This window comes from Pseudomonas sp. Irchel s3b2 (genome assembly GCF_900187445.1).
Classification (GTDB): Bacteria; Pseudomonadota; Gammaproteobacteria; order Pseudomonadales; family Pseudomonadaceae; genus Aquipseudomonas.
Genome location: NZ_FYEB01000001.1, coordinates 487088 through 508117 on the forward strand (window position 1 = coordinate 487088; position 21030 = coordinate 508117).

The following is a 21030-nucleotide window of genomic DNA, read 5'->3' on the forward strand; positions in this document are numbered from 1 at the left end:
AATCCTTTTTTAATGGCTTGAGTCGAGTTCCAGCACCACCACACGCTGCCCGGCGCGCACCGCCGAACCCGGTTGCACGCGAATCTCGCGCACCACGCCCGCCATGGGCGCGAGCAGCGGGATTTCCATCTTCATCGACTCCAGAATCACCAGCACATCCCCCGCCGCGACCCGGCTGCCAGCCTGCACCTGAACCTGCCAGAGGTTGCCGGCGATGTGGCTGTCGATGCTCTGCTGACCGTCGGCTAACGGTGCATCTTCGGTCATTTCCGGGGCCGGCTCTTCGCTGTCGAAATGCGCCTGGCCGCTGGTGATCCAGCGTTCGCGCTCAGCGTTGAACGCGCTTTTCTGCTGATCCCGAAATGCCGCGATGCTCTGGGCTTCTTTCGCCAAGAACGCCTGGTAATCCGCCAGATTCAGCTGACTGTGTTCGATGTTCAGATCAAAGCGCCCAAGCGGGAAATCCCGACGAATGCGCAGCAGTTCATCGGCGCTCACCGGGTAGAAGTGGATCTGGTCGAAGAAGCGCAGCAGCCACGGCTTGCCATCGAACGCTGCAACCTCGCGGTAGCGATTCCACATCTGCAAGGTGCGGCCGACGAACTGATATCCGCCGGGACCTTCCATGCCGTACACGCACATATAGGCGCCGCCGATGCCTACCGAGTTTTCCGCGGTCCAGGTGCGGGCCGGGTTGTACTTGGTAGTCACCAGGCGATGCCGAGGGTCGAGCGGGGTGGCGACCGGTGCGCCGAGGTAGACGTCGCCCAGGCCCATCACCAGATAGCTGGCGTCGAACACTGTGCGCTGCACTTCGTCGAGGTTCGGCAGGTCGTTGATGCGGCGGATGAACTCCAGATTGCTCGGGCACCAGGGCGCGTCTTTACGCACGGTGGTCATGTATTTCTCGATCGCCAACTGGCAGGCCGGGTCATCCCAGGACAGGGGCAGATGGACGATGCGTGAGGGCACTTGCAGGTCCTTGGCGGCACACACGGCGTCCCATTCACCGGCGACTATGCCCAGAAGATCATTCAGCGGTAGTTGCTCCGGTTGGTAGTGCACTTGCAGCGAGCGGATGCCCGGCGTCAGGTCGATCACACCGTGCAGGTGTTTGCTTTCCAATGCCTGCATCAACGCGTGAGCGCGAAAGCGCAGGACCAGGTCCAGCTCGGGGGCACCGATTTCCAATAACAAATGGGTGTCGCCCGATAACCTCGCAACCAGTCTCGTGTCGTCCTGACCCAAATCCAACACCACAGGCGACACAATCCCCTGTGGGAGCGAGCCTGCTCGCGATGAAGTTGACTCGGTGTCTGATCTGCCCTCATCGCGAGCAGGCTCGCTCCCACATTGATCCCATTTCAAGGCGAGATTGCGCGCGGTCTTGAGATCGACCGGGACGAACTGAACCTTGTCCCCAGCCTTCAGTTGCCCCAGCTGCCAAAGATCCGCCTCGATCACCGTCACCGGGCAGACAAAACCGCCGAGGCTCGGGCCATCGGGACCGAGGATTACTGGCATGTCACCGGTGAAATCCACCGCGCCAATCGCGTACGGATTGTCATGAATATTCGACGGATGCAATCCCGCTTCACCACCGTCGGCACGCACCCACTCAGGTTTCGGTCCGATCAGCCGCACACCGGTGCGGCTGGAGTTGAAGTGCACTTCCCACTGCGTGGCGAAGAAGGTAGCGATGTAGTTTTCGGTGAAATATTCCGGGGCACCGTGAGGGCCGTAGATCACCCGAATCTGCCACACGGCGGGCAACTCGGTAAGGTACTGGATCGCCAGGTTTTGCCCGGCGCTGCGGTCACTCAATGGCGGAATATGCAAGACATCTCCGGCACGCAACGCACGGCCGCCATGGCCACCAAACTGGCCGAGGGTGAAGGTACTTTTGCTGCCCAGATAGTCCGGCACTTGCAGGCCGCCACGCAGGCACAGATAGCTGCGCGCGCCTGCACCGGCAATCGTGCCGAGACTTAAAGTGACGCCGGCCGGAACCAGCAGCGCGGTGTTCATCAGCGCTGTTTCACCGTTCAGCGTCAATGGAATCTGCGCACCGGTAACCGCCACCACCGCCTCACAATTGAAACGCAGCAGCGGTCCGCTCATGGTGATTTCCAGCGCTGCTGCACCTTCATCGTTACCCAGCAAAAGGTTGCCTGAACGCAAGGCTCGGTTGTCCATCGGCCCCGACGGTGGCACGCCGACCGCCCAATAACCGAGACGCCCCGGATAATCCTGAACGCTGGTCTGGGTGCCACCGCTGATCACCTCAAAGGTGTTGGCCTGATAAACCAGACCTTCCAGGCAACGGGTCCACGGCTGGCCGCTGGCAAAGGGCGTATCGAGCAGAATCTGCCGCAAGTAATCGCGGTTGGTTTCCACCCCGTACAGCAGGCTGTCGCCCAGGGCCTGATGCAGATCGACGCGCGCTGCTTCGCGAGTCGGTGCCCAGCTGATGACCTTGGCGATCATCGGATCGAAGTACGGCGGGATCTCGCAACCGGCCTCGACCCAAGTGTCGATGCGCAGGTGCTTGCCATCGGTAACCGGGAAATTGACGGCGGTGAGCAGACCGGGACTCGGCTGGAAATCCCGGCCCGGATCTTCGGCATAGAGTCGTGCCTGAATCGCATGACCGTTGGCTTTCAATCCCTGGCTTAACTCGTGCAGCGGCGGCAAATCACCGGCCGCCAATTCCACCATCCAGCGCACCAGATCCACGCCCCACACTTGTTCGGTGACGCCGTGCTCCACCTGCAAACGGGTATTCACTTCAAGAAAATAGAAACGCTGGGCATCGCTGTCGAAGACGAACTCAACAGTGCCCGCGCTGCGGTAATTCACCGCTTTGGCCAGTTTGATTGCCGCTGCACAGAGTTCCTCGGCCATGCCCTCGGGCAGGTTCGGCGCCGGGGTTTCTTCGAGGACTTTCTGGTTGCGTCGCTGCACTGAGCAGTCGCGCACGCCGAGGGCAAGCACCTCGCCCAGGCCGTCGCCGAAGACCTGCACTTCCAGATGCCGGGCGCGCTGGATGTACTTCTCGATGAACACGCCAGCGTCGCTGAAATTGTTCTGACCGAGGCGTTTGACGGCTTCGAATGATTCGCTCAATTCGCCGGCGCTGCGGCATACGCGCATCCCGATGCCGCCACCGCCGGCGGTGCTTTTGAGCATCACCGGGTAGCCGACCTGCTCGCCTGCTATCAACGCTGCATCGAGGCTATCGAGCAGCTCGGTGCCTTCGAGCATTGGCACGCCGTGTTGCTTGGCCAGTGCGCGGGCGGTGTGCTTGAGGCCGAACACCTGCAGTTGCTCTGGTGTAGGGCCGATGAAGGCGATGTCGGCCGCTTCGCAGGCTTGGGCGAATGCGGCGTTTTCCGAGAGAAAGCCGTAGCCGGGATGGATCGCAGTGGCACCGGTGGACTTGGCGATGGAAAGGATCTTGTCGACCGCCAGATAAGTGCCAGCGGCAGCGCCTTCGCCGAGGCTGTGGGATTCAAAGGCTTGCAGGATGTGCAGGCTGGCGGCATCGGCTTCGGAGTAAACGGCAACGCCCTTGACCTGCAATTCATCCAAGGTACGCAAGATGCGACAGGCAATGGCGCCGCGGTTGGCAATGAGGACTTTTTCGAACATGGCATAACCCCCGGAGGCGATAACGCATCAGCCTCGACCTGGGATGCGGGCCGTCCCGCAGTTTTTCGATAGGCGCCGAGGTCGTCCCCGACAGCAGAATTACTACACTTGAAACCACCGCTCCCACAGGGTTTAGTGGTGTTCTTACTTTTTGAGGCACTGGCCGGAGCGGGCCTGGCACAAGACAAACAACCACCGCCGCAAACGCGAAATTTTCAGTTCCATACCAGCACCTCCGCAGGCGTCGGGTTGTAGGCGTTGCATGGGTTGTTCAGTTGCGGGCAGTTGGAGATCAGCACGATCACGTCCATCTCGGCCCGCAGGTCGACGTATTTTCCCGGCGCCGAAATCCCGTCTTCGAAGGTCAGGCCACCGTCGGCCGTCACCGGTACGTTCATGAAGAAGTTGATGTTCGGCCCGATGTCGCCCTTGCCCAACCGACCATCGTGGGCACAGGCGCGCAGGTAGTTGTCGCGGCAGCTGTGCATGTAGCGTTTCTCCAGCGCATAACGCACGGTGTTGCTCTCTTGGGCGCAGGCACCGCCGAGGGTGTCGTGACGCCCGCAAGTGTCTTCGACGATGGTCAGCATCGGTTTGCCGAGGTTGGAATAGAGCACGCTGCCGGTGCTCAGGTAGACGCTGTTCTGCCGACGCAACGTGCGCTGTACGTCATAGCGCTCCTTGGGATTGGCGAGGCTGTAGAACAGAGTGTCGACAGCCTGATTGCCCTCCAGGTCGAGGATGCGCAAGGTCTGGCCGGCCTTGACCTCCATCAGCCAGGGTTCGCCGGCGGGGATGGTGGCGCGGTACACCGCGGTTTCTGGTTGCCTGTTTGTAGTAACGGCAGCGGTGGCGACAGTGAGTGACATGGCAGCGATCCTCAAGCGAACAGACGGTCGGTGTTGATGAAGCCGCGCTCGTTTTCCGGGCGCGAGGTGCGGCAGTGTTCGGCGACACTCGCATCGGCGTTCATCCAGCTGAGCTTCAGCGGTTTGGGGGCGTACTCAGGCGCCGGATCCATCGGATGTTGCAGCGCGGTGAGCACCACCAGGGTGTCCATCGGCGCATACAACTCGATGTAATCACCGGCCTTGGAATGGCCTTCGACGAAGTGGAAATGCCCGGCCTCATCGACGTTCACGCGGCTGAACAGGTTGAGAGTCATCAACAGATCGGACAGGCCCAAACCCCACTTGCCCAGTTCCACCAACAGGTTGTCGGTGCCGTTGCGGAAGAAGCCGTTGCGCAGTTCCTGATAGCGGCCCGCGCCGTACTTTTGCGCGACCTCTTCAGCGCACAGCACGCCGCCGAGGCTGTCGCTCCAGCCGCACGTGTCAGCAGTGATTGCCGCCAATACGCGGCCCATGTCCGAGTACAGACAATGGCCAGTGGTGAGCTTGGCGGTGTGTTGGCATTTGAGGCTGTCGGGCAGGTTCAGGCGTTCGGTTTTTTCATGGGCGTTGAGCAGCGTCAGGCTGACGTTGGCACCGCCGCGCAGGTCGGTCAGGCGCAGCAGTTGGCCGCGTTTCAGAACGAAGGAACGATGGCCGCCGCCGGGGAGCATTTCTTCGGCGAAGGGCGGAAATAGTTGGGTCGAATCAGTCATGTGTAAATTCCTCTAAGCGATGCGAAGCGAACCTGCCAACTGAGCCGGCAGGGCGTCGACGGCGGCGCGATTGGCACGGCGGTCGCTGTTCAAAGGGATGTCGTAGGTGATGCGTGCGCCATAGGCGCCGGGGGCATGCGGGTCGATGCGGACCTTGTCGAACACCAACAAGCGGGTGCCGAGGCTGAAACCTTCGGACAGGTCATGGGTGACCATGAACACCGTCAGCTGCGTCTCGCGCCACAGTTCCAGCAGCAAGCCATGCATATCTTTGCGGATGCCCGGATCGAGCGCGCCAAAGGGTTCGTCGAGCAGCAGCACGCGCGGCTTCATGATCAGCGCCTGGGCGATCGCCAGCCGTTGTTGCATACCGCCGGAGAGCTGGGCCGGGTACTTGTCCAGCGAGTGTCCGAGACCGACTTTGTGCAGCAGCACCGAAGCCTGTTCCCGCGCCTCGCGTTTGGCGCTGCCGAACAACCGCCCCAGCAGGGGCGAGCGCGGCAGTTCGAGGCCGAGGGCAACGTTGTCCAGCACGCTCAGGTGCGGGAACACCGAGTAGCGTTGGAATACCACGCCACGGCTGGCATCCGGTTCGCTGGCCAGGGCCTGGCCGTCGAGTAGAATTTCGCCGCGACTGGCCCGTTCCTGGCCCAGCAGTAGCCGCAGGAAAGTCGATTTGCCGCAACCTGACGCACCCACCAAGGTGCAGAACTCGCCCTCGTTGACGCTCAGGTTCAGCCCTTCGAGCACCACCTGATCGGCGTATTGCTGCCAGACATTTTTCACTGTGATAAAGCTCATGCGCGGGCCCCCTCATACCAAGGGAACGCCCGTTGGGTCAGGCGCTTGAGACCCCAGTCCATCAGCCAGGCAAGCAGGGTAATCCACACGACATACGGCAGGATCACGTCCATCGCCAGGTAGCGGCGCACCAGGAAAATCCGATAGCCGAGACCATCGGTGGAGGCGATGGCTTCGGCAGCGATCAGGAACAACCACGCCGAACCCAGCATTAGCCGCAATGAGATCAACAAGCGCGGCAACAATTGCGGCAGCACCACGCGCAGCATCAAGGTCCAGGTCGAAGCGCCAAGCGTCTGCGCCTTGATCAGCAACTCGACGGGAATTTCCCGTGCGCGCTGTTCCAGATCCCGGGCCAGGCACGGGGTGATACCGATCACGATCAGCATCACTTTCGACAACTCCCCCAGCCCGAACACGATGAACAGAATCGGCAGGATCGCTAGCGGCGGCACCATCGACAGCACGGTGAGTACCGGCGACAACGGTGCGCCGAACAACGGAAGAGTCCCGGCGGCGATGCCCAGGCACAGCCCGGCCAATGCACTGATGCCGAGGCCGATGGCCAGCCGTCGCAGGCTGGCGGCGCTGTCTTGCCAAAGTAAATAGTCGCCGGTGCGGGTGTCGGCAGTGAAGGCCAGGCGTTTCACTGCGTCGGTCATCTGCACGGCACTGGGCAGCAGTTTGTCGTTGGGGTTGTCCATCAGCCGATCGGCCGAGCCCATGAAGTAGGCGAACAACACCAGGGCGAACGGCAGGATCACCAACAGCAGGCGACTCGGGCGATCCGGGTGGCGATTGATCAGGCGCATGGCCTAGTCCTCCGTTATTACAACTTGGAGTCGGCAGCCATCTGCACGTAGCTCGGGTCGAAGCGCAGCTTGAGGTTTGCCTTGTCGCCGCTAGTCACGCCATTGGCAAAGGCCATACCGATGGCGCTGGTGTCCTTGGCGCCTTCACCCAGCAAGCCGTGCTGAAAGGAGAACTCGGCGACCTTGCGCATGGTGTCGGGCAGTTGCTTGCTGGTGGAGAACTCCAACGCCTCTTTAGGTGTGGCGAACAGTTTGGTGGTGTCGAGTTGCGCCTGGAAACCGGCCAGGTCGGTGCCCGAGGCTTTGGCCATGTGTTCAAGGGCGGCTTTGCTGGCGGCGGTTTTGGCGTTCATCAATTCCACCACTTCAAACCAGGCGCCGGTCAGGGCTTTGCCCAGGGCCGGGTTGTCTTTGAGGGTGGCGCTGTTGACCACCATCATGTCCATGATTTCGCCGGGAACCTGGCTGGAGTTGAAGACTTCGGTCACGCCGGGTTTGGCCTTGATGTCCGAGAGCATCGGGTTCCAGGTGGTGACGGCGTTGACCTGATCGGTGTTGAAGGCGGCCGAAATGTCGGCGTCGGAGGTATTGACCACTCTCAGGTCTTTCTCGGTGAGGTCCACCGAATCGAGTGCCCGGGCCAATAGGTAGTGGGACACCGAGAGCTCCACCAGATTGACGTCCATGCCCTTGAGGTCGGCGACTTTCTTGCCTTCGCCTTTGAGCACGATGCCGTCGTTACCATTGGAGAAGTCGCTGACGATCAGCGCCGTGCTGTCGACGCCACCGGCAGCCGGAATGGTCAGCGCATCCATGTTGGTCATGGTGCAGCCATCGAACTGGCCGGCGGTGTACTGGTTGATGGATTCGACGTAATCGTTGAGCTGCACCACATCGATTTTGATGCCGTACTTTTTCGCCCATTTGTCGACGATGCCTTGGCTACCGGCATATTCCCAGGGCATCCAGCCGGCATAAATAGTCCAGCAGACGCTGAAATGGTCTTTCTGTGCGGCCTGGGATGAGACGCTCACGAGGGCTGCAAAAGCAGCGGCGAGCAGGGCGGGTAAACGAAGTCGGGACATGGGATGGTTCTCCAGTTGATCAAGGGCGGACAGGAAGGCAGCGGCACCGCGAACGGTGGCTTGTCTCCCGGGCTTTTGTCCCGCCGTGTAACCTCAACTGGAGGTCGCCAACTCTCGGACCAGCCACTCGCCTAAGCGAGCCGGAACCCTAGTCAGCCATTGCAAATTGTGGTGCCGCGAACCTGTGATGACTCCTGCACGTCTTTGGTTAAGCGAGAGCCGTGCCAAGTTGGCTTGAGCCCTCTGGCTAGGGCATCGAGGAAAAGGGGAGGGCTAAACGAGCGGCATGGCCTGCCTTGTCATGGTGCGTGACGCATGTCTATGCACCGTAGATGGACGCAGTGGCCGCTGATCTGAAGGCAAGACGCTGTCTGGCACTCGGTGCCGGTTTTAAAGTCAAAGCAGGTGTCAGCCGACTGCTGTTGCAGGTCTTCCAGGAGGCCTCCATGTTCTGTCAAACAAAGCTGCGTCGCATACTGCTCAGTGTGTTTTTTGGTTTGGGTCTGTCCAGCTGTTACTACTACGTAGGCTCGGGTGATTACTATCCGACACCTTATTACTACCCCGGTTATTACTATTCACCTTACTACTACGGCGGCCCGCGTTTTTACGGGGGTTATCGTTACTATTATTTCAGTGGTCCCCGTCATCACCATCGCGGCGGACACCCTCGAGGGCACCGTTAACCGGCTTATGAATACAACGGCGCGTCTGGCTTATGGACGCGCTGTTTTCTTATAGGCCGGATGAAAAACCTTTCATCGGCTACTTGTTTCAACGTGTTGCTGGAGCGCACCAGATTCTGAATTCACTGTCTGATATTTCGACAGTCGCCGAACCATTGACTGTCGCCTGCCAGCGTCGCTGGTATGGCTCACTCGCGGTCCAGGAGGCCGCCATGCTCTGTCAAAAACAGCTCCACCGAATTCTTCTGCTTGCTGTATTGGGATTGTCACTTGGTGCGTGCGTGCCCTATTCCGATGGAGGAGGCAGCTACTACCGTTCCGAGGTCTACACGTCCCCAGCGCCGTATTACTCCGGTGGCGGGTCTTATTACTCTGATGGTCGTTACTACTCGGCCCCGCGCAGGTATTACTCGCCACCTGCACGGTATTACCAGCCAACGCCGCGTTATTACCACCAGCCGCGGGTTTATCAATCGGCACCGCGCTATTACCAGCCGGCGCCACGAGCAGACTACCGGGTCTATCAGAATCGTGGATGGGACCGTCATGACCGCAGAAGTTGGGACGGTCATAACCGGGGTAGTTGGGACGGCCGGAACCGAGGCGGCCGGGGCGATGACTATCGAGGCCACAGGGATCGCCGTGACGGAAGAGGCGATAATCGCGGTCGCAATCACGATGGCGGAGACGTCCACCGTTAACCACTCAATAAAAAGCGGCGCATGAAGCGCCGCTTTTTTGTGCCTGATTTTTAGTATTCCGAGAGATCAGCCAGAGGATGCCGGCCTTCCCAGACCTTATGGAAATGCGCCTCCACCGTCGCCTCCGGCACATTGTTGATGTCCGGCCAGTGCCAGTGAGGTTTCTGGTCCTTGTCGATCAACCGTGCTCGCACGCCTTCGCTGAGCTCCGGATGACGGCAGCAGTTGAGGCTCATGGTGTATTCCATCTGAAAGACTTGAGCCAACGACAGATGCCGGGCGCGAACGATCTGTTCCCACACCAGATGAGCGGTCAGGGGCGAGCCTTCAGTCATGGTTTTGGCGGCACGACCGAGCAGCGGGTCGGAATCATCGCCTAGTGCACTGATGGCCTTCCAGGCGCATCGAACGTCGCTGACATCCAACAGTTCGTCGATCTGCTCGCGTCGAGGCAGCCACTGCGCTTCGGGTATCTGCGCGACTGCTTCCTGCTGCAAGGCCTTGAGCAGGCTGTTGAGCTGCATGGCTGTCTGTTCCTGCCAGTTCAATTGCAGCAAGCCTTCGATCAGCTCATGCTGTTGATCATCGCGCAGGAAGCGGTCGGCGAGGTCCAGATCGATCGCATCGCGACCGTTCATCTGGGCGCCGGTCAGGCCGAGAAACAATCCGAGCTTGCCGGGCAACCGCGACAGAAACCAACTGGCGCCGACGTCCGGGTACAAGCCGATGCCGATCTCCGGCATCGCCAGCCGGCTGCTTGGCGTGACAATCCGAATGCTCGCCCCTTGCAGCAGCCCCATGCCACCGCCCAGCACGTACCCATGACCCCAGCAGATCAGCGGTTTCGGGTAGGTGTGCAGCTCGAAGTCGAGGCGATATTCTGCCGCAAAGAAGTGCGCAGCCAAGGGCGGTACTTCGCCGGGATGGGCGCGGCACGCCTCCACCAGGCTGCGCACTTCACCGCCGGCGCAAAAAGCCTTGGCGCCATTGCCGCGCAGTAGCACGCAAACGATTTGTGGTTCCTTGGCCCAGGCGTCCAGTTGATCGCGCAGGGCGTTGATCATCGGCAAGGAGAGGGCGTTAAGAGACTTTTCGGCATCCAGGCTGGCGATGCCGATGCGTGCGCCGTCGGTGCCGGTGAGTTCTTCGAAGTGCAGATTCATCGTGACCTCGATCGGGAAATTGAGCGTTCAGTATGATCGCTCTATAGGAAAGTGCCGGATCTGCGTCAGATCAATTGACAAGCAGGGTCAGCTTTCCTAGGGTTCGCCCCATTGTTTTTGCCGGATGTAACCATGACTGCTGACGACCGTATCAAACTCGAACCGAGCTGGAAGGAGGCACTGCGTGCCGAATTCGACCAGCCTTACATGGCAGAGTTGCGCACATTCCTGCAACAGGAGCGCGCGGCGGGCAAGGAGATCTATCCACCCGGACCGATGATTTTCAACGCGCTCAATTCCACGCCGCTGGACAAGGTCAAAGTGGTCATCCTCGGCCAGGACCCTTACCACGGCCCGGGTCAGGCCCATGGGTTGTGCTTTTCGGTGCAACCGGGCGTGCCGGCGCCGCCATCGTTGGTGAACATCTATAAAGAGTTGAAGCGCGACCTGAACATCGACATACCCAACCATGGTTATTTGCAGAGTTGGGCAGAGCAGGGCGTGTTGATGCTCAACACCACCATGACCGTGGAACGCGCGAATGCCAACGCCCATGCGGGCAAGGGCTGGCAATATTTTACCGACCGGATTATCGAAGTGGTCAGCGAACATCAGCCACATTTGGTGTTCCTGCTTTGGGGTGCGCATGCCCAGAGCAAGCAGAAACTCATCGATGCCACCAAGCACCTGGTGCTGACCTCGGTCCACCCGTCGCCGCTGTCCGCTTATCGCGGTTTCCTCGGCTGCGGGCACTTCAGCCGGGCGAACAAGTTTCTGGAGCAGAATGGCGAGACGCCGATCGAGTGGCGGTTGCCGTCGGTCTGAAGATTGCCTTCGCGGGCAAGCCTCGCTCCTACAGATTTTGTGCCGGACGCAAACCCGCGACTAGCCGAAATCCCGTAGGAGCGAGGCTTGCCCGCGAAGCAGGTGACTCGGTCTATCAGGGAGAATCCGGCTCCCGGTTCCAATACCGAAACAACGGCTCCGCCAGAAACAATACAAACAACAACCGCATCACCTGCATCGCCGTCACCAGCGGTACCGACAATTGCAGGGTCTCCGCTGTCAGGCTCATCTCGGCAATGCCGCCGGGCATCATGCCCAAGGTCAGCGAACGCAGATCCAGATGGGTCAGCGCACTCAAACCCAATGCCGCCAACGTTGCGATCAACATGGTCAACACCGTACCAAGCAGGGTTCGGCCCATGAACGACGGTGCCCGCCGGAAGAACTGCCGATTGAAGTGACACCCCAACCCGCTGCCGATCAGCCACTGGCCGATCTGACTGCCGCCGTTGGGCAATCCGATGTGCAGGTCCCAAGCAATGCTCACCGTCGCAGTCACCAGCAACGGTCCGAACAGCCAGGGATTGGGTTGTCGCAGCCGCTCCCAGATCCAGGCGGCCAGGGCGCCCGCCGGGAACAGAATGGCCAGCCACCACCAGTTGACGGTCGTTGGATGCAAGACCAGCGCACCGTCGCCCAACAGATACTTGAAGGCAGCCGGCACACACAGCACCACCACCAGCACCCGCAAACTCTGCCCCGCCGCGACACGGCTGAGCACCGCGCCGTTGCGGGCGCCGAGGTTGACCATCTCCCCGGAGCCGCCAGGCATGCTGGAAAAGAATGCGGTGGCGCGATCTTCCCCGGTGCGCCGCATCAACCAGACCCCGACCACCGCGGACAGGCTGGTAACTAACGCACCGAAGAAGATCAGACCGAAGTGGCTCAGCACCTGCTCCATCACCACCGGGGTGAAGTGCAGACCGATGCCGATGCCGACGATCCACTGGCCGCACTTGCGGCCGCCAGGGATTTCCGCCAATTGCCAGGGAGTCAAACAGCGCACCAGGATGATCGCCAACAACGAGCCGACCATCCACGGTAGCGGCCAGCCGATCTGGCTGGCGAGATAACCGCCCAGCAGACCGACCAGCGGTGTTCCCCACCAGCTTTTGAAGGGCGGGCGATCAGACATCGGCGATAGCGCGCCGGGCGACCGAACGTTTGCGCCAGATACGCAGCAGCGGCATCAGCAACATGATTGCAGTCAGTACCCAGCAACCGAATGTGATCGGGCTCGACCAGAGGATTTCCAGCGCACCGTTGGAAATCGACAGCGCGCGACGCAGGTTTTGCTCCATCAGACCACCAAGGATGAAACCCAGCAGTACCGGCGACAACGGGAAGTCCAGCTTGCGCAGGATGTAGCCGAAAATACCGATGCCGATCATCAGGAACAGGTCGAACGTGGTGGCATGCACCGCGTAGACACCGATCCCGGTGATGATCGCGATCACCGGCACCAGCGCCCAGTTTGGCACGGCGAGGATGCGGGTAAAGATGCGGATCATCGGAATGTTGAGGATCACCAGCATCACGTTGGCGACGAACAACGACGCGATCAGGCCCCAGACGATGTCCGGTTGCTGCTGGAACAACAGCGGGCCCGGGGTGATGTTGTACAGCGACAGTGCGCCAATCATCACCGCCGTGGTACCCGAACCCGGAACGCCGAGAGTCAGCATCGGCACCAGTGCACCGCAGGCGGCGCCACCGATGGCGGTTTCCGGAGCCGCGAGGCCACGCATGTCGCCTTGTCCGAACGTGCCCTTGGCGCCGGCGATACGTTTCTCGGTCATGTAGGCCACAGCACTGGCCAGCGTCGCGCCGGCACCCGGCAACACGCCCATGATGAAACCCAGCAAACCGCAGCGGATGTTCACCACAAACACCGCCGAGGCTTCCTTGAAGTTGAACATCATGCGCCCGGTGGCTTTCACCGCTTCCTGACCTCGGTGGGTTTTTTCCAGCAGCAGGAGGATTTCGCTGATGGAGAACAGACCCAATACTAGTACGACGAATTGAATGCCGTCCGTCAGATGAATGTTATCCCCGGTGAAGCGGTACACGCCGCTGTTGGCGTCGATCCCGACGCTCGACAGAAACAGGCCGATCAGCGCCGCAATGAAGGTCTTGAGCGGTCGGTCGCCGGCCATGCCGCCGAGACAGACAATCGCAAACACCATCAGCACGAAATATTCCGCCGGGCCGAAGGCAATCGCCCATTTCGCCAGCAGCGGGGCGAACAGCACCATGCCGCACGTCGCGATGAATGCACCGATGAACGAACTCCACGCCGACAGCGACAGCGCCACACCGGCCAGGCCTTTGCGGGCCATTGGGTAACCGTCGAGGGTGGTCATGACGGTGGAGGCTTCGCCCGGAATGTTCAGCAGGATCGAGCTGATCCGGCCGCCGTATTCGCAACCCAGGTACACCGCCGCCAGCAGGATCAGCGCCGACTCCGGTGGCAGGCCGAGGGCGAACGCGATCGGAATCAGCAACGCCACGCCGTTGATCGGACCCAGCCCCGGCAACAGCCCGACGACGGTGCCGATCAGAGTGCCGCATAGCGCGGTCACGAGATTGTACGGGCTCAGCGCAACGCCAAAGCCCTGACCCAAATAGCCAAGAGTATCCATATCAGTTCTCCAGAACGTCGAGCACGCCCAGCGGCAGTGGCACGTCCATCAACTTGTCGAACAGCAGATAAAGACCGATAGCCATCAGGCTGATGATCACCGCGCTGGGCAGCCAGCGGCCGCCATACAGGCGTGCCATCGGGACACCGATCAGAATGCTGGCGACGATGAAACCTAGAGGTTCGAAGGTCCCGGCGAACACCAGCAACAGCAGCACGCAAATGCCGATTTTGGTCAGGGTTTCGCGGTCTAGTTTCGGGTCATCGTCGCTGTGCACAATCGGCGCCGGTCGAAACACCATGTACAGCAACGCCAGGCCCATCAGGCCGAGCATCAGCAGGGGGAAGGCTCGAGGCCCAACCGGTTCGTAGGAAAAAGCCGCTTGATACGGCCACGCCATCAGCGCCAGGCCGACACAGGCCAGCAACAGCACCGAAGCAAAAATGCGTTGTATGAGCATGAGGAACTCCTGGGCCACGCCCCCGAGAACCGGGGTCGTGGCCGCTAGACAGAGGCGATCACTGGATCAGGCCGAACTCTTTGGCCAGCACTTTGTAGTCCGCGACCTGCTTCTTCACGTAGGTGTCCAGCTCCGGGCCGGTCATGGCGAACGGGAACAGTTCACGCTGATCGCGCAGCTTGGCGAAATCCTCGGAGGCCAGCAGTTTGTCGAAGGCGTCTTTCCACCAGGCGTAGTCTTCGTCGCTGACTTTTGGCCCGAGGTAGAAACCGCGAACCACTGGCCAGACGATGTCGTAGCCTTGCTCTTTAGCGGTCGGAATGTCTTTCATTTCCGGCTCGTCCAGACGCTTCTCGGAGAACACCGCCAGCAGGCGCATGTCGCCACTCTGAATGTGTGGCATGGAGTCGGAGATGTCGGTGCTGCCGACCTGGATGTGGCCACCGAGCAGGGCGGTGGCGATTTCACCACCGCCTTCGAGGGCGACGTAACGCAGGTCGCGCGGGTTGATCCCGGCTGCCTTGGCGATCAGTGCGGTTTGCATCCAGTCCTGGCTACCGACGGTGCCGCCGGAACCGATCACTACTTTGCTCGGATCTTTCTTCAGCGCCTGAACCAGATCGTCCAGGGTCTTGTAAGGCGAATCGCTTTTCACCGCGATAGCGCCATAGCTTGTGCCGACAGCTGCCAGCCAACGAACGTTGGTTTCATCGAAGCGACCGAACTTGCCCTGCGCCAGGTTCAGCAGCGAACCGCTGGACCACGCCACCAGTGTGCCGGCATCGGCCGGGCGCTGAGCGACCACCGCGTTGTACGCCACCGCGCCGACACCGCCGGGCATGTAGGTCACGCGCATAGGTTTGGTCAGCAGTTTTTCGTTAACCAGCGCGCTTTGCGCCAGTTTGCAGGTGAGGTCGAAACCGCCGCCTGGCGAGGCCGGGGCGATGCATTCCGGGCGTTTCGGTTCGGCCATCAATTGGCTGGCAAACAGCACACAGCTGGCGGCGAGAGCAACTTTACGCAGTGATAAGTTCATTTGAGTCTCCACGGGCATTCATTATTGTTATTGAACGTGATGTTTACCAAAGGGCAACGCTATAGCTCACCAGCAGACGCACTTCATCGGCATCGCGAGCGGAGTAATTGGAACGGTAGGTGGCATTGCGCAGGCGTACGGCGACGTCTTTCAGGGTGCCGCTTTGTACGACGTATTTGATCTCGGTGTTGCGTTCCCACTCTTTGCCTTCGTCACCGTTCTTGAGCTTGATGTTGTCACCGCTCACATAACGGCTCATGAAGCTCAGGCCGGGAATGCCTAGTTTGGCGAAATCATAGTCGTAGCGCGCCTGCCAGGAATGTTCTTCGGCACCGGCAAAGTCATTGATCTGTACGAAGTTGACCAGGTACGGGTCGCTGCCGTCGACATAAGGGAAAGCACTGTCACCGGACATGTGTTGATAACCGGCGCTGAATTTATGCCCGCTCAAGGCATAGCTCACCAGACCGTTGAGGGATTTGTTGTCGATTGGGCCGCCACGGGCTGCGCCCTCGTCATCACTGATGGCCAGGCGCAAGTCAGTGCCGAAGGTGCCGGGGCCGAACTTTTCCGATGCCACCATGCCGAGGAAGTGCTGGTTATAGACTTCATCGAGTTGGGCGAAGTGGTAACTGCCGGTGATCTTGTCGGTGAACTTGTAGTCCATGCCGCCAAAGTCAAAGTGCTTGCCGGCCGCGGTGCCGGCGAAGCGGCTGTTTTTGTTGTTGAGGGCGATGTCCTCGAAGTCGGTGCTGTCGCGGTCCTTGGCTTTCTCCAGACGCCCGCCGGTGAAGGTCAGGTTCTTGATCTCTTTGGAGGTCAACAGGCCGCCTTCAAAGGTCTGGGGCAGAATGCGCCCGTCGTTGGCTTTGAGGATCGGCAATTCCGGAATCAGGCTGCCGATTTTCAGTTCCGTGGCGGAAATTTTCACTTTGCCGGTCAGGCCGAGCTTGGAGTACTCGTCAGCCGCGCGACCGTCGTCATGGGTCGGCAACAAACCGGTGCCGGTACGATCCGGACTCGAATCGAGTTTTACCCCGAGCATGCCCAGCGCATCGACACCGAACCCCACGGTGCCGTCGGTGTAACCCGATTGCAGATTGAGCATGAACCCCTGGGCCCATTCGTCCCGCTTGGATTGCTGGGCGCTGGTGCCGTCGCGAAAGTCGCGGTTGAAATACATGTTGCGGGTTTCGAAGGTTGCCGTACTGTCTCCGAAGAAGGCAGCCTGGCTCAACGGCGAAAAGCCGGCGAGGGCGGCGGCACTGGCAAGGGCGGTGTGGCTGAGGCGGGAAAAGCGAACAGGCGGGCAAGCCTTGGGCTGCATGGATAGCATTGTGTCGTACTCCGGTATTGTTCTTATTTTGACGAAAACGCATCGGGGCGTTTTTCGGGAAGCAGGCCATCCAGGGCCACGGCAGTCGAAACTGTCCGTGGCTGGACTCTAACCGGCCAACCTTTCGCTAACCTTTCAGCAGACTTTCACGGTTTTCGGGCTTCACAGCGACGGATGCGGCTGTAAACTCCGCGCCAAAGAATGGCGTCGACCATCCCTGAATGAGGTAAAGATCCATGCGTGTTCTGCTCGTCGAAGACCACCTGCAGCTTGCCGAAAGTGTCGCCCAGGCGCTCAAGAGCACCGGGCTGACTGTGGATGTGCTGCACGACGGTGTGGCGGCAGACCTGGCCTTGAGCAGCGAGGAATACGCCGTGGCGATCCTCGATGTCGGCCTGCCGCGCATGGATGGTTTCGAAGTGCTGGCGCGCCTGCGGGCGCGGGGCAAGAACCTGCCGGTGCTGATGCTGACCGCCCGCAGCGACGTCAAGGATCGGGTCCATGGCCTGAATCTGGGGGCTGACGATTACCTGGCCAAACCCTTCGAACTGACAGAGCTCGAAGCCCGGGTCAAAGCCTTGCTGCGTCGCAGTGTGCTCGGCGGTGAACGTCAGCAGCGCTGTGGCGTGCTGGCCTATGACCTGGACACCCGGCGCTTTACCCTCGGCGAAGAACTGCTGACCCTGACCTCTCGCGAGCAGGCGGTGCTCGAAGCCCTGATCGCCCGTCCCGGTCGGGTGATGAGCAAGGAACAACTGGCCGCTCAGGTCTTCGGTCTGGACGAGGAGGCCAGTCCCGATGCCATCGAAATTTACGTCCACCGCTTGCGCAAGAAACTCGACGGCCAACCGGTAGCGATCGTGACCTTCCGAGGCCTTGGCTATTTGCTGGAAAGCCGCGATGCATAAGCTCAGCAGCCTGCGTTGGCGGTTGCTGTGGAATCTCGCACTGTTGTTGGTGGTGTTGATGCTCGCCAGTGGTTTGAGCGCGTACTGGAACGGTCGCGAAGCCGCCGACACCGCGTATGACCGGACCTTGCTGGCCTCGGCGCGGACCATCGCCGCGGGCCTGTCCCAGCGTGATGGCAGCCTCAGTGCCAACGTGCCTTACGTGGCCCTCGATACGTTCGCCTACGACAGCGCCGGGCGAATTTTTTACCTGGTCAATGACATCAATCAGAAGCTGATTTCGGGCTACGAAAACCTGCCGCCGCCGCCACCGGGAACGCCGCGCACCGATGACTATCCGGCGCTGGCGCGTTTCTATAACGCCACTTATCAAGGGCAGAATGTGCGAGTGGTCAGCCTGCTCAAAGCGGTCAGCGAGCCGAACATGAACGGCATGGCGGAAATCCGCGTGGCGGAAACCGATGAGGCCCGGGTCCGCATGGCTCGCAGCCTGATGGCCGACACATTGTTGCGGCTGGGCATGTTGGCGATCGGTGCGCTGCTGTTGGTGTGGTTTGCGGTCAGTGCGGCGCTGCGTCCACTGGAGCGCTTGCGCACGGCGGTGGAAGAGCGTCAGCCCGATGACTTGCGGCCCTTGCCGCTGGTGGAAGTGCAGCACGAGTTGGGGCCGCTGGTGCGTGCGCTCAATCACTTTACCGAGCGTTTGCGCGGACAGTTCGAGCGTCAGGCGCAATTCATTGCCGATGCCGCCCATGAATTGCGTACCCCGTTAGCGGCGCTCAAGGCACGACTCGAGCTGGGCTTGCGGTCGAGCGAACCCGAAACCTGGCGCAATACTTTGGAAACCGCCGCCCAGGGCACGGATCGGCTGACCCATCTGGCCAATCAATTGCTCTCGCTGGCACGGGTCGAGAATGGCGCCCGGGCAATTGCCGAGGGTGGTGCACAGTTGCTCGATCTCAGTCAGTTGGCCCGTGATCTGGGCATGGCCATGGCGCCGCTGGCCCATGCTCGTGGCGTTGCGCTGGCGCTGGAAGCCGACGAGCCGGTATGGCTGCGTGGCGAGCCGACGCTGTTGAACGAACTGTTGAGCAATCTGGTGGACAACGCGTTGGCTCACACGCCGCCGGGCGGCAATGTGATCCTGCGAGTCACGGCACCGGCGGTGCTGGAAGTCGAGGACGATGGCCCAGGAATTCCTCTTGAAGAGCGGGATCGGGTGTTCGAGCGTTTTTATCGTCGTAACGAACAGGTGGCTGGATCGGGGTTGGGGTTGGCCATCGTCGGCGAGATCTGCCGCGCCCACCTGGCGCAGATCAGCCTGCACGATGGTGAGCAGGCGGGGTTGAAGGTGCGGGTGAGTTTTATTGCTGGAGAGTGATGGTGTTTGTTCTTGCCTCTTCGCGGGCAAGCCTCGCTCCTACAAGATATGTACGATGCCTTGTAGGAGCGAGGCTTGCCCGCGAAGCTCTTAGTAAAACATCGACCGCGACTCTTCCAGATCCTTGCACATCGCCTTGTTCTCTGGATCGATCCCCAGTTTCTTGAAGGCCGGTACGCTGAAGGGGTCGATACGGGCCATTGGATGATCGATATCCTTGTGGCAATACAGGCTGGCCACTTGCACCAGATCGACATAATCGATCCGCTCCGATTGCCGCTTGAAATCCAGATACAGCCCGGGCAATTGCACCAGCATTTCCGGAAATTCCCAGACCCTGAGCAATTTATCGCCGAGTAGCGGATGAATCCGGTCGATCACATGGTTGAGGCTGACCGGGTCAGACAGCAATTCATAGTGATCTTCGGCGTAGGTCAGGATCGGCAGCACGCCGATCTGGTGCACGAGCCCGCCGAGCGCCGCCTGATCAGGCTTGAGCTGCGTGTAACGGCGGCACAACGCGTAACTGACGCCGGCGATTTCCAGGCTTTTGCGCCAGACCTCGCGCATTTTCTGTTCCACAACTTCGGAACGGGCGTTGAATATCTGTTCCATCACCAGGCCAATGGCCAGGTTGCTGCTGTAATTGACGCCCAGCCGGGTGATGGCCGTGTGCAAATCAGTCACTTCCTGGGTCGCGCGCAGCAACGGGCTATTGACCACTTTGATCAGGCGCGCCGACAGCGCGGTATCGCGGCCAATTACTTTGCTCAGTGTGCTGACACTGATTTCCGGGTCTTCAGCGGCCTTGCGAATCTGCAGGGCCACTTCGGGTAACGTTGGCAGAACCAGGTCATCGTTATCGATGGCCTCAACCAAATCCTGTTGGACCTTATCCGCCAGCTCGATCATTTCTTTTCTCTAGGGTATTGCGACAAGTGCTGCTGTTAACGCTGGATTTCGCGATCACGATCCAGTTGGTAAGGCAGGTCGAGCAGATGCAGGCCCGGACCTTCAAGTGCGCCAAGGTGCAGATTGCCATCTTCTGCAGCTTCGGCTTGCAGCACCGCAAGGAGTTCAATGTTTTGCTCGGTACGGGCGGCCAGCACCACTTCACCGATCGAACTGCCGTGGGTTGGGGAGAACAGTTGGGTGCCGGGCTCCGGTAATTCGCTGGCCTCCAGTTGCAGGTGGTACAGACGGCGCTTGAGTTTGCCAAGGTATTGCATGCGCGCGACGATTTCCTGGCCGGTGTAGCAGCCTTTCTTGAAGCTCACGCCGCCGACAGCTTGCAGATTGAGCATCTGCGGGATGAACAGCTCGCGGGTGCTCGGCATGACCTGACCGATCCCGGCGCGGATCTGGCCCAGCAGCCATTGATTCAGTTCACCTTCGGCCAACAGAGCGGTCAGCTTGCCCTTGATGGTGTCGGCTTGATCGGCGCGAACCCAGAGTTCAGCACGGTCAGGCGATACGCGAAGGGCGATCAGGCTGTCATTGCGCACCACGCTGTCGGTTTCTGCCGGCAGCTCCAGGCCTAGACTGGCCAGTGCCGCATCGCCATGCTCAAGGCCAAAGCGAACCCAGCTGGCACTTTCATCGGTCAGTTTCGATTTGGAAAACACCGCGTACTTTTTCAGGTCCGCCAGTTGCGGCTCCAGCAGTTCGCTGGCCATCGCCATCAGCACACCGTCACCTTCCAGCAGAATGCGGAAACTCGACTGCATCCGGCCTTTCTGCGTGCAGCGCGCGCCGAGGCTGGCCTGGGTGTCGCTCAGATAATTGAGGTTGCAAGTCAATTGACCTTGCAGGAATTTGCTGGCATCCGCGCCGCGTACCGCGAGAACGCCTTCGTGAGACAGGGTGGAGAAAAAAGCAGAATCGGCCATGGGTCATCGCAGGGTAAAGAGTCCGAG

19 protein-coding genes and 1 riboswitch are annotated in these 21030 nt (G+C 60.4%); of the genes, 5 read left to right on the forward strand and 14 right to left on the reverse strand.

Annotated features, from left to right (window positions below; translation table 11 throughout):
- Positions 1-9: 9 nt before the first annotated feature.
- The 6 genes from uca to CKW20_RS02340 form a co-directional block, all read right to left on the reverse strand.
- Entirely contained in the window at positions 10-3651 is a 3642-nt protein-coding gene (uca, locus tag CKW20_RS02315) for an urea carboxylase (RefSeq protein WP_095051489.1), read from the reverse strand.
- 215 nt (positions 3652-3866) lie between these two features.
- On the reverse strand, positions 3867-4520 hold the full coding sequence (locus tag CKW20_RS02320; RefSeq protein ID WP_095051490.1) for an urea amidolyase associated protein UAAP2: 654 nt from the start codon (positions 4518-4520) through the stop codon (positions 3867-3869).
- Positions 4521-4531: 11 nt separating this feature from the next.
- Positions 4532-5257, reverse strand: coding sequence for an urea amidolyase associated protein UAAP1 (locus CKW20_RS02325; protein ID WP_095051491.1), 726 nt, complete (start codon positions 5255-5257; stop codon positions 4532-4534).
- 12 nt (positions 5258-5269) lie between these two features.
- Positions 5270-6058, reverse strand: a complete 789-nt coding sequence (locus tag CKW20_RS02330) for an ABC transporter ATP-binding protein (RefSeq protein ID WP_095051492.1) — start codon at positions 6056-6058, stop codon at positions 5270-5272.
- Entirely contained in the window at positions 6055-6870 is an 816-nt protein-coding gene (locus CKW20_RS02335) for an ABC transporter permease (RefSeq protein ID WP_038979318.1), read from the reverse strand. Before CKW20_RS02335 ends, CKW20_RS02330 begins: the two co-directional genes overlap by 4 nt.
- A 17-nt stretch (positions 6871-6887) precedes the next feature.
- The gene (locus CKW20_RS02340) at positions 6888-7955 is read right to left on the reverse strand and encodes a putative urea ABC transporter substrate-binding protein (RefSeq protein WP_095051493.1); all 1068 of its coding nucleotides are present in this window, start codon (positions 7953-7955) and stop codon (positions 6888-6890) included.
- A gap of 62 nt (positions 7956-8017) precedes the next feature.
- Positions 8018-8118: riboswitch (guanidine-I (ykkC/yxkD leader) on the reverse strand.
- A gap of 283 nt (positions 8119-8401) precedes the next feature.
- Between CKW20_RS02340 and CKW20_RS02345 the strand changes: the two genes are divergently transcribed.
- Entirely contained in the window at positions 8402-8641 is a 240-nt protein-coding gene (locus CKW20_RS02345) for a hypothetical protein (RefSeq protein WP_095052243.1), read from the forward strand.
- 212 nt (positions 8642-8853) lie between these two features.
- On the forward strand, positions 8854-9342 hold the full coding sequence (locus CKW20_RS29745; protein ID WP_095052244.1) for a hypothetical protein: 489 nt from the start codon (positions 8854-8856) through the stop codon (positions 9340-9342).
- A gap of 50 nt (positions 9343-9392) precedes the next feature.
- Here CKW20_RS29745 and CKW20_RS02355 read toward each other — a convergent pair whose 3' ends face one another.
- The gene (locus CKW20_RS02355) at positions 9393-10505 is read right to left on the reverse strand and encodes an enoyl-CoA hydratase/isomerase family protein (protein ID WP_095051494.1); all 1113 of its coding nucleotides are present in this window, start codon (positions 10503-10505) and stop codon (positions 9393-9395) included.
- Positions 10506-10637: 132 nt separating this feature from the next.
- Between CKW20_RS02355 and ung the strand changes: the two genes are divergently transcribed.
- Positions 10638-11330, forward strand: coding sequence for a uracil-DNA glycosylase (gene ung, locus CKW20_RS02360; protein WP_008074486.1), 693 nt, complete (start codon positions 10638-10640; stop codon positions 11328-11330).
- A gap of 115 nt (positions 11331-11445) precedes the next feature.
- Here ung and CKW20_RS02365 read toward each other — a convergent pair whose 3' ends face one another.
- Genes CKW20_RS02365 through CKW20_RS02385 form a run of 5 tightly spaced genes read right to left on the reverse strand, consistent with a single transcriptional unit; the run spans position 11446 to position 16825 of the window.
- On the reverse strand, positions 11446-12486 hold the full coding sequence (locus tag CKW20_RS02365) for an AbrB family transcriptional regulator (RefSeq protein WP_095051495.1): 1041 nt from the start codon (positions 12484-12486) through the stop codon (positions 11446-11448).
- Positions 12479-13993, reverse strand: a complete 1515-nt coding sequence (locus tag CKW20_RS02370; RefSeq protein ID WP_095051496.1) for a tripartite tricarboxylate transporter permease — start codon at positions 13991-13993, stop codon at positions 12479-12481. The genes CKW20_RS02365 and CKW20_RS02370 overlap by 8 nt, the downstream gene beginning before the upstream one ends.
- 1 nt (position 13994) lies before the next feature.
- The gene (locus CKW20_RS02375; protein WP_095051497.1) at positions 13995-14453 is read right to left on the reverse strand and encodes a tripartite tricarboxylate transporter TctB family protein; all 459 of its coding nucleotides are present in this window, start codon (positions 14451-14453) and stop codon (positions 13995-13997) included.
- A gap of 58 nt (positions 14454-14511) precedes the next feature.
- Positions 14512-15489, reverse strand: coding sequence for a tripartite tricarboxylate transporter substrate binding protein (locus tag CKW20_RS02380; protein WP_095051498.1), 978 nt, complete (start codon positions 15487-15489; stop codon positions 14512-14514).
- A 43-nt stretch (positions 15490-15532) separates the two neighbouring features.
- The gene (locus tag CKW20_RS02385; protein ID WP_095051499.1) at positions 15533-16825 is read right to left on the reverse strand and encodes an OprD family porin; all 1293 of its coding nucleotides are present in this window, start codon (positions 16823-16825) and stop codon (positions 15533-15535) included.
- A 236-nt stretch (positions 16826-17061) separates the two neighbouring features.
- On the opposite strand from CKW20_RS02385, the gene CKW20_RS02390 reads away from it, so the two are divergent.
- Together CKW20_RS02390 and CKW20_RS02395 are read left to right on the forward strand one after the other, a co-directional pair.
- Positions 17062-17733 carry a response regulator gene (locus CKW20_RS02390; RefSeq protein ID WP_007898613.1) on the forward strand — a complete coding sequence of 224 codons (672 nt, stop codon included), beginning with the start codon at positions 17062-17064 and terminating at the stop codon, positions 17731-17733.
- On the forward strand, positions 17726-19114 hold the full coding sequence (locus tag CKW20_RS02395; RefSeq protein ID WP_095051500.1) for a sensor histidine kinase: 1389 nt from the start codon (positions 17726-17728) through the stop codon (positions 19112-19114). The genes CKW20_RS02390 and CKW20_RS02395 overlap by 8 nt, the downstream gene beginning before the upstream one ends.
- Before the next feature lie 90 nt (positions 19115-19204).
- On the opposite strand, the gene CKW20_RS02400 is transcribed toward CKW20_RS02395, so the two are convergent.
- Positions 19205-20026 carry an HDOD domain-containing protein gene (locus CKW20_RS02400; RefSeq protein WP_095051501.1) on the reverse strand — a complete coding sequence of 274 codons (822 nt, stop codon included), beginning with the start codon at positions 20024-20026 and terminating at the stop codon, positions 19205-19207.
- A 35-nt stretch (positions 20027-20061) separates the two neighbouring features.
- Positions 20062-21003, reverse strand: a complete 942-nt coding sequence (locus CKW20_RS02405) for a folate-binding protein YgfZ (RefSeq protein WP_095051502.1) — start codon at positions 21001-21003, stop codon at positions 20062-20064.
- Positions 21004-21030 lie beyond the last annotated feature (27 nt).

What these genes read in the sequence shown, in the direction of transcription:
- uca (WP_095051489.1), bottom strand. Translation starts at nt 3,651, where the DNA reads ATGTTCGAAAAAGTCCTCATTGCCAACCGCGGCGCCATTGCCTGTCGC.
- CKW20_RS02320 (WP_095051490.1), bottom strand. Translation starts at nt 4,520, where the DNA reads ATGTCACTCACTGTCGCCACCGCTGCCGTTACTACAAACAGGCAACCA.
- CKW20_RS02325 (WP_095051491.1), bottom strand. Translation starts at nt 5,257, where the DNA reads ATGACTGATTCGACCCAACTATTTCCGCCCTTCGCCGAAGAAATGCTC.
- CKW20_RS02330 (WP_095051492.1), bottom strand. Translation starts at nt 6,058, where the DNA reads ATGAGCTTTATCACAGTGAAAAATGTCTGGCAGCAATACGCCGATCAG.
- CKW20_RS02335 (WP_038979318.1), bottom strand. Translation starts at nt 6,870, where the DNA reads ATGCGCCTGATCAATCGCCACCCGGATCGCCCGAGTCGCCTGCTGTTG.
- CKW20_RS02340 (WP_095051493.1), bottom strand. Translation starts at nt 7,955, where the DNA reads ATGTCCCGACTTCGTTTACCCGCCCTGCTCGCCGCTGCTTTTGCAGCC.
- CKW20_RS02345 (WP_095052243.1), top strand. Translation starts at nt 8,402, where the DNA reads ATGTTCTGTCAAACAAAGCTGCGTCGCATACTGCTCAGTGTGTTTTTT.
- CKW20_RS29745 (WP_095052244.1), top strand. Translation starts at nt 8,854, where the DNA reads ATGCTCTGTCAAAAACAGCTCCACCGAATTCTTCTGCTTGCTGTATTG.
- CKW20_RS02355 (WP_095051494.1), bottom strand. Translation starts at nt 10,505, where the DNA reads ATGAATCTGCACTTCGAAGAACTCACCGGCACCGACGGCGCACGCATC.
- ung (WP_008074486.1), top strand. Translation starts at nt 10,638, where the DNA reads ATGACTGCTGACGACCGTATCAAACTCGAACCGAGCTGGAAGGAGGCA.
- CKW20_RS02365 (WP_095051495.1), bottom strand. Translation starts at nt 12,486, where the DNA reads ATGTCTGATCGCCCGCCCTTCAAAAGCTGGTGGGGAACACCGCTGGTC.
- CKW20_RS02370 (WP_095051496.1), bottom strand. Translation starts at nt 13,993, where the DNA reads ATGGATACTCTTGGCTATTTGGGTCAGGGCTTTGGCGTTGCGCTGAGC.
- CKW20_RS02375 (WP_095051497.1), bottom strand. Translation starts at nt 14,453, where the DNA reads ATGCTCATACAACGCATTTTTGCTTCGGTGCTGTTGCTGGCCTGTGTC.
- CKW20_RS02380 (WP_095051498.1), bottom strand. Translation starts at nt 15,489, where the DNA reads ATGAACTTATCACTGCGTAAAGTTGCTCTCGCCGCCAGCTGTGTGCTG.
- CKW20_RS02385 (WP_095051499.1), bottom strand. Translation starts at nt 16,825, where the DNA reads ATGCTATCCATGCAGCCCAAGGCTTGCCCGCCTGTTCGCTTTTCCCGC.
- CKW20_RS02390 (WP_007898613.1), top strand. Translation starts at nt 17,062, where the DNA reads ATGCGTGTTCTGCTCGTCGAAGACCACCTGCAGCTTGCCGAAAGTGTC.
- CKW20_RS02395 (WP_095051500.1), top strand. Translation starts at nt 17,726, where the DNA reads ATGCATAAGCTCAGCAGCCTGCGTTGGCGGTTGCTGTGGAATCTCGCA.
- CKW20_RS02400 (WP_095051501.1), bottom strand. Translation starts at nt 20,026, where the DNA reads ATGATCGAGCTGGCGGATAAGGTCCAACAGGATTTGGTTGAGGCCATC.
- CKW20_RS02405 (WP_095051502.1), bottom strand. Translation starts at nt 21,003, where the DNA reads ATGGCCGATTCTGCTTTTTTCTCCACCCTGTCTCACGAAGGCGTTCTC.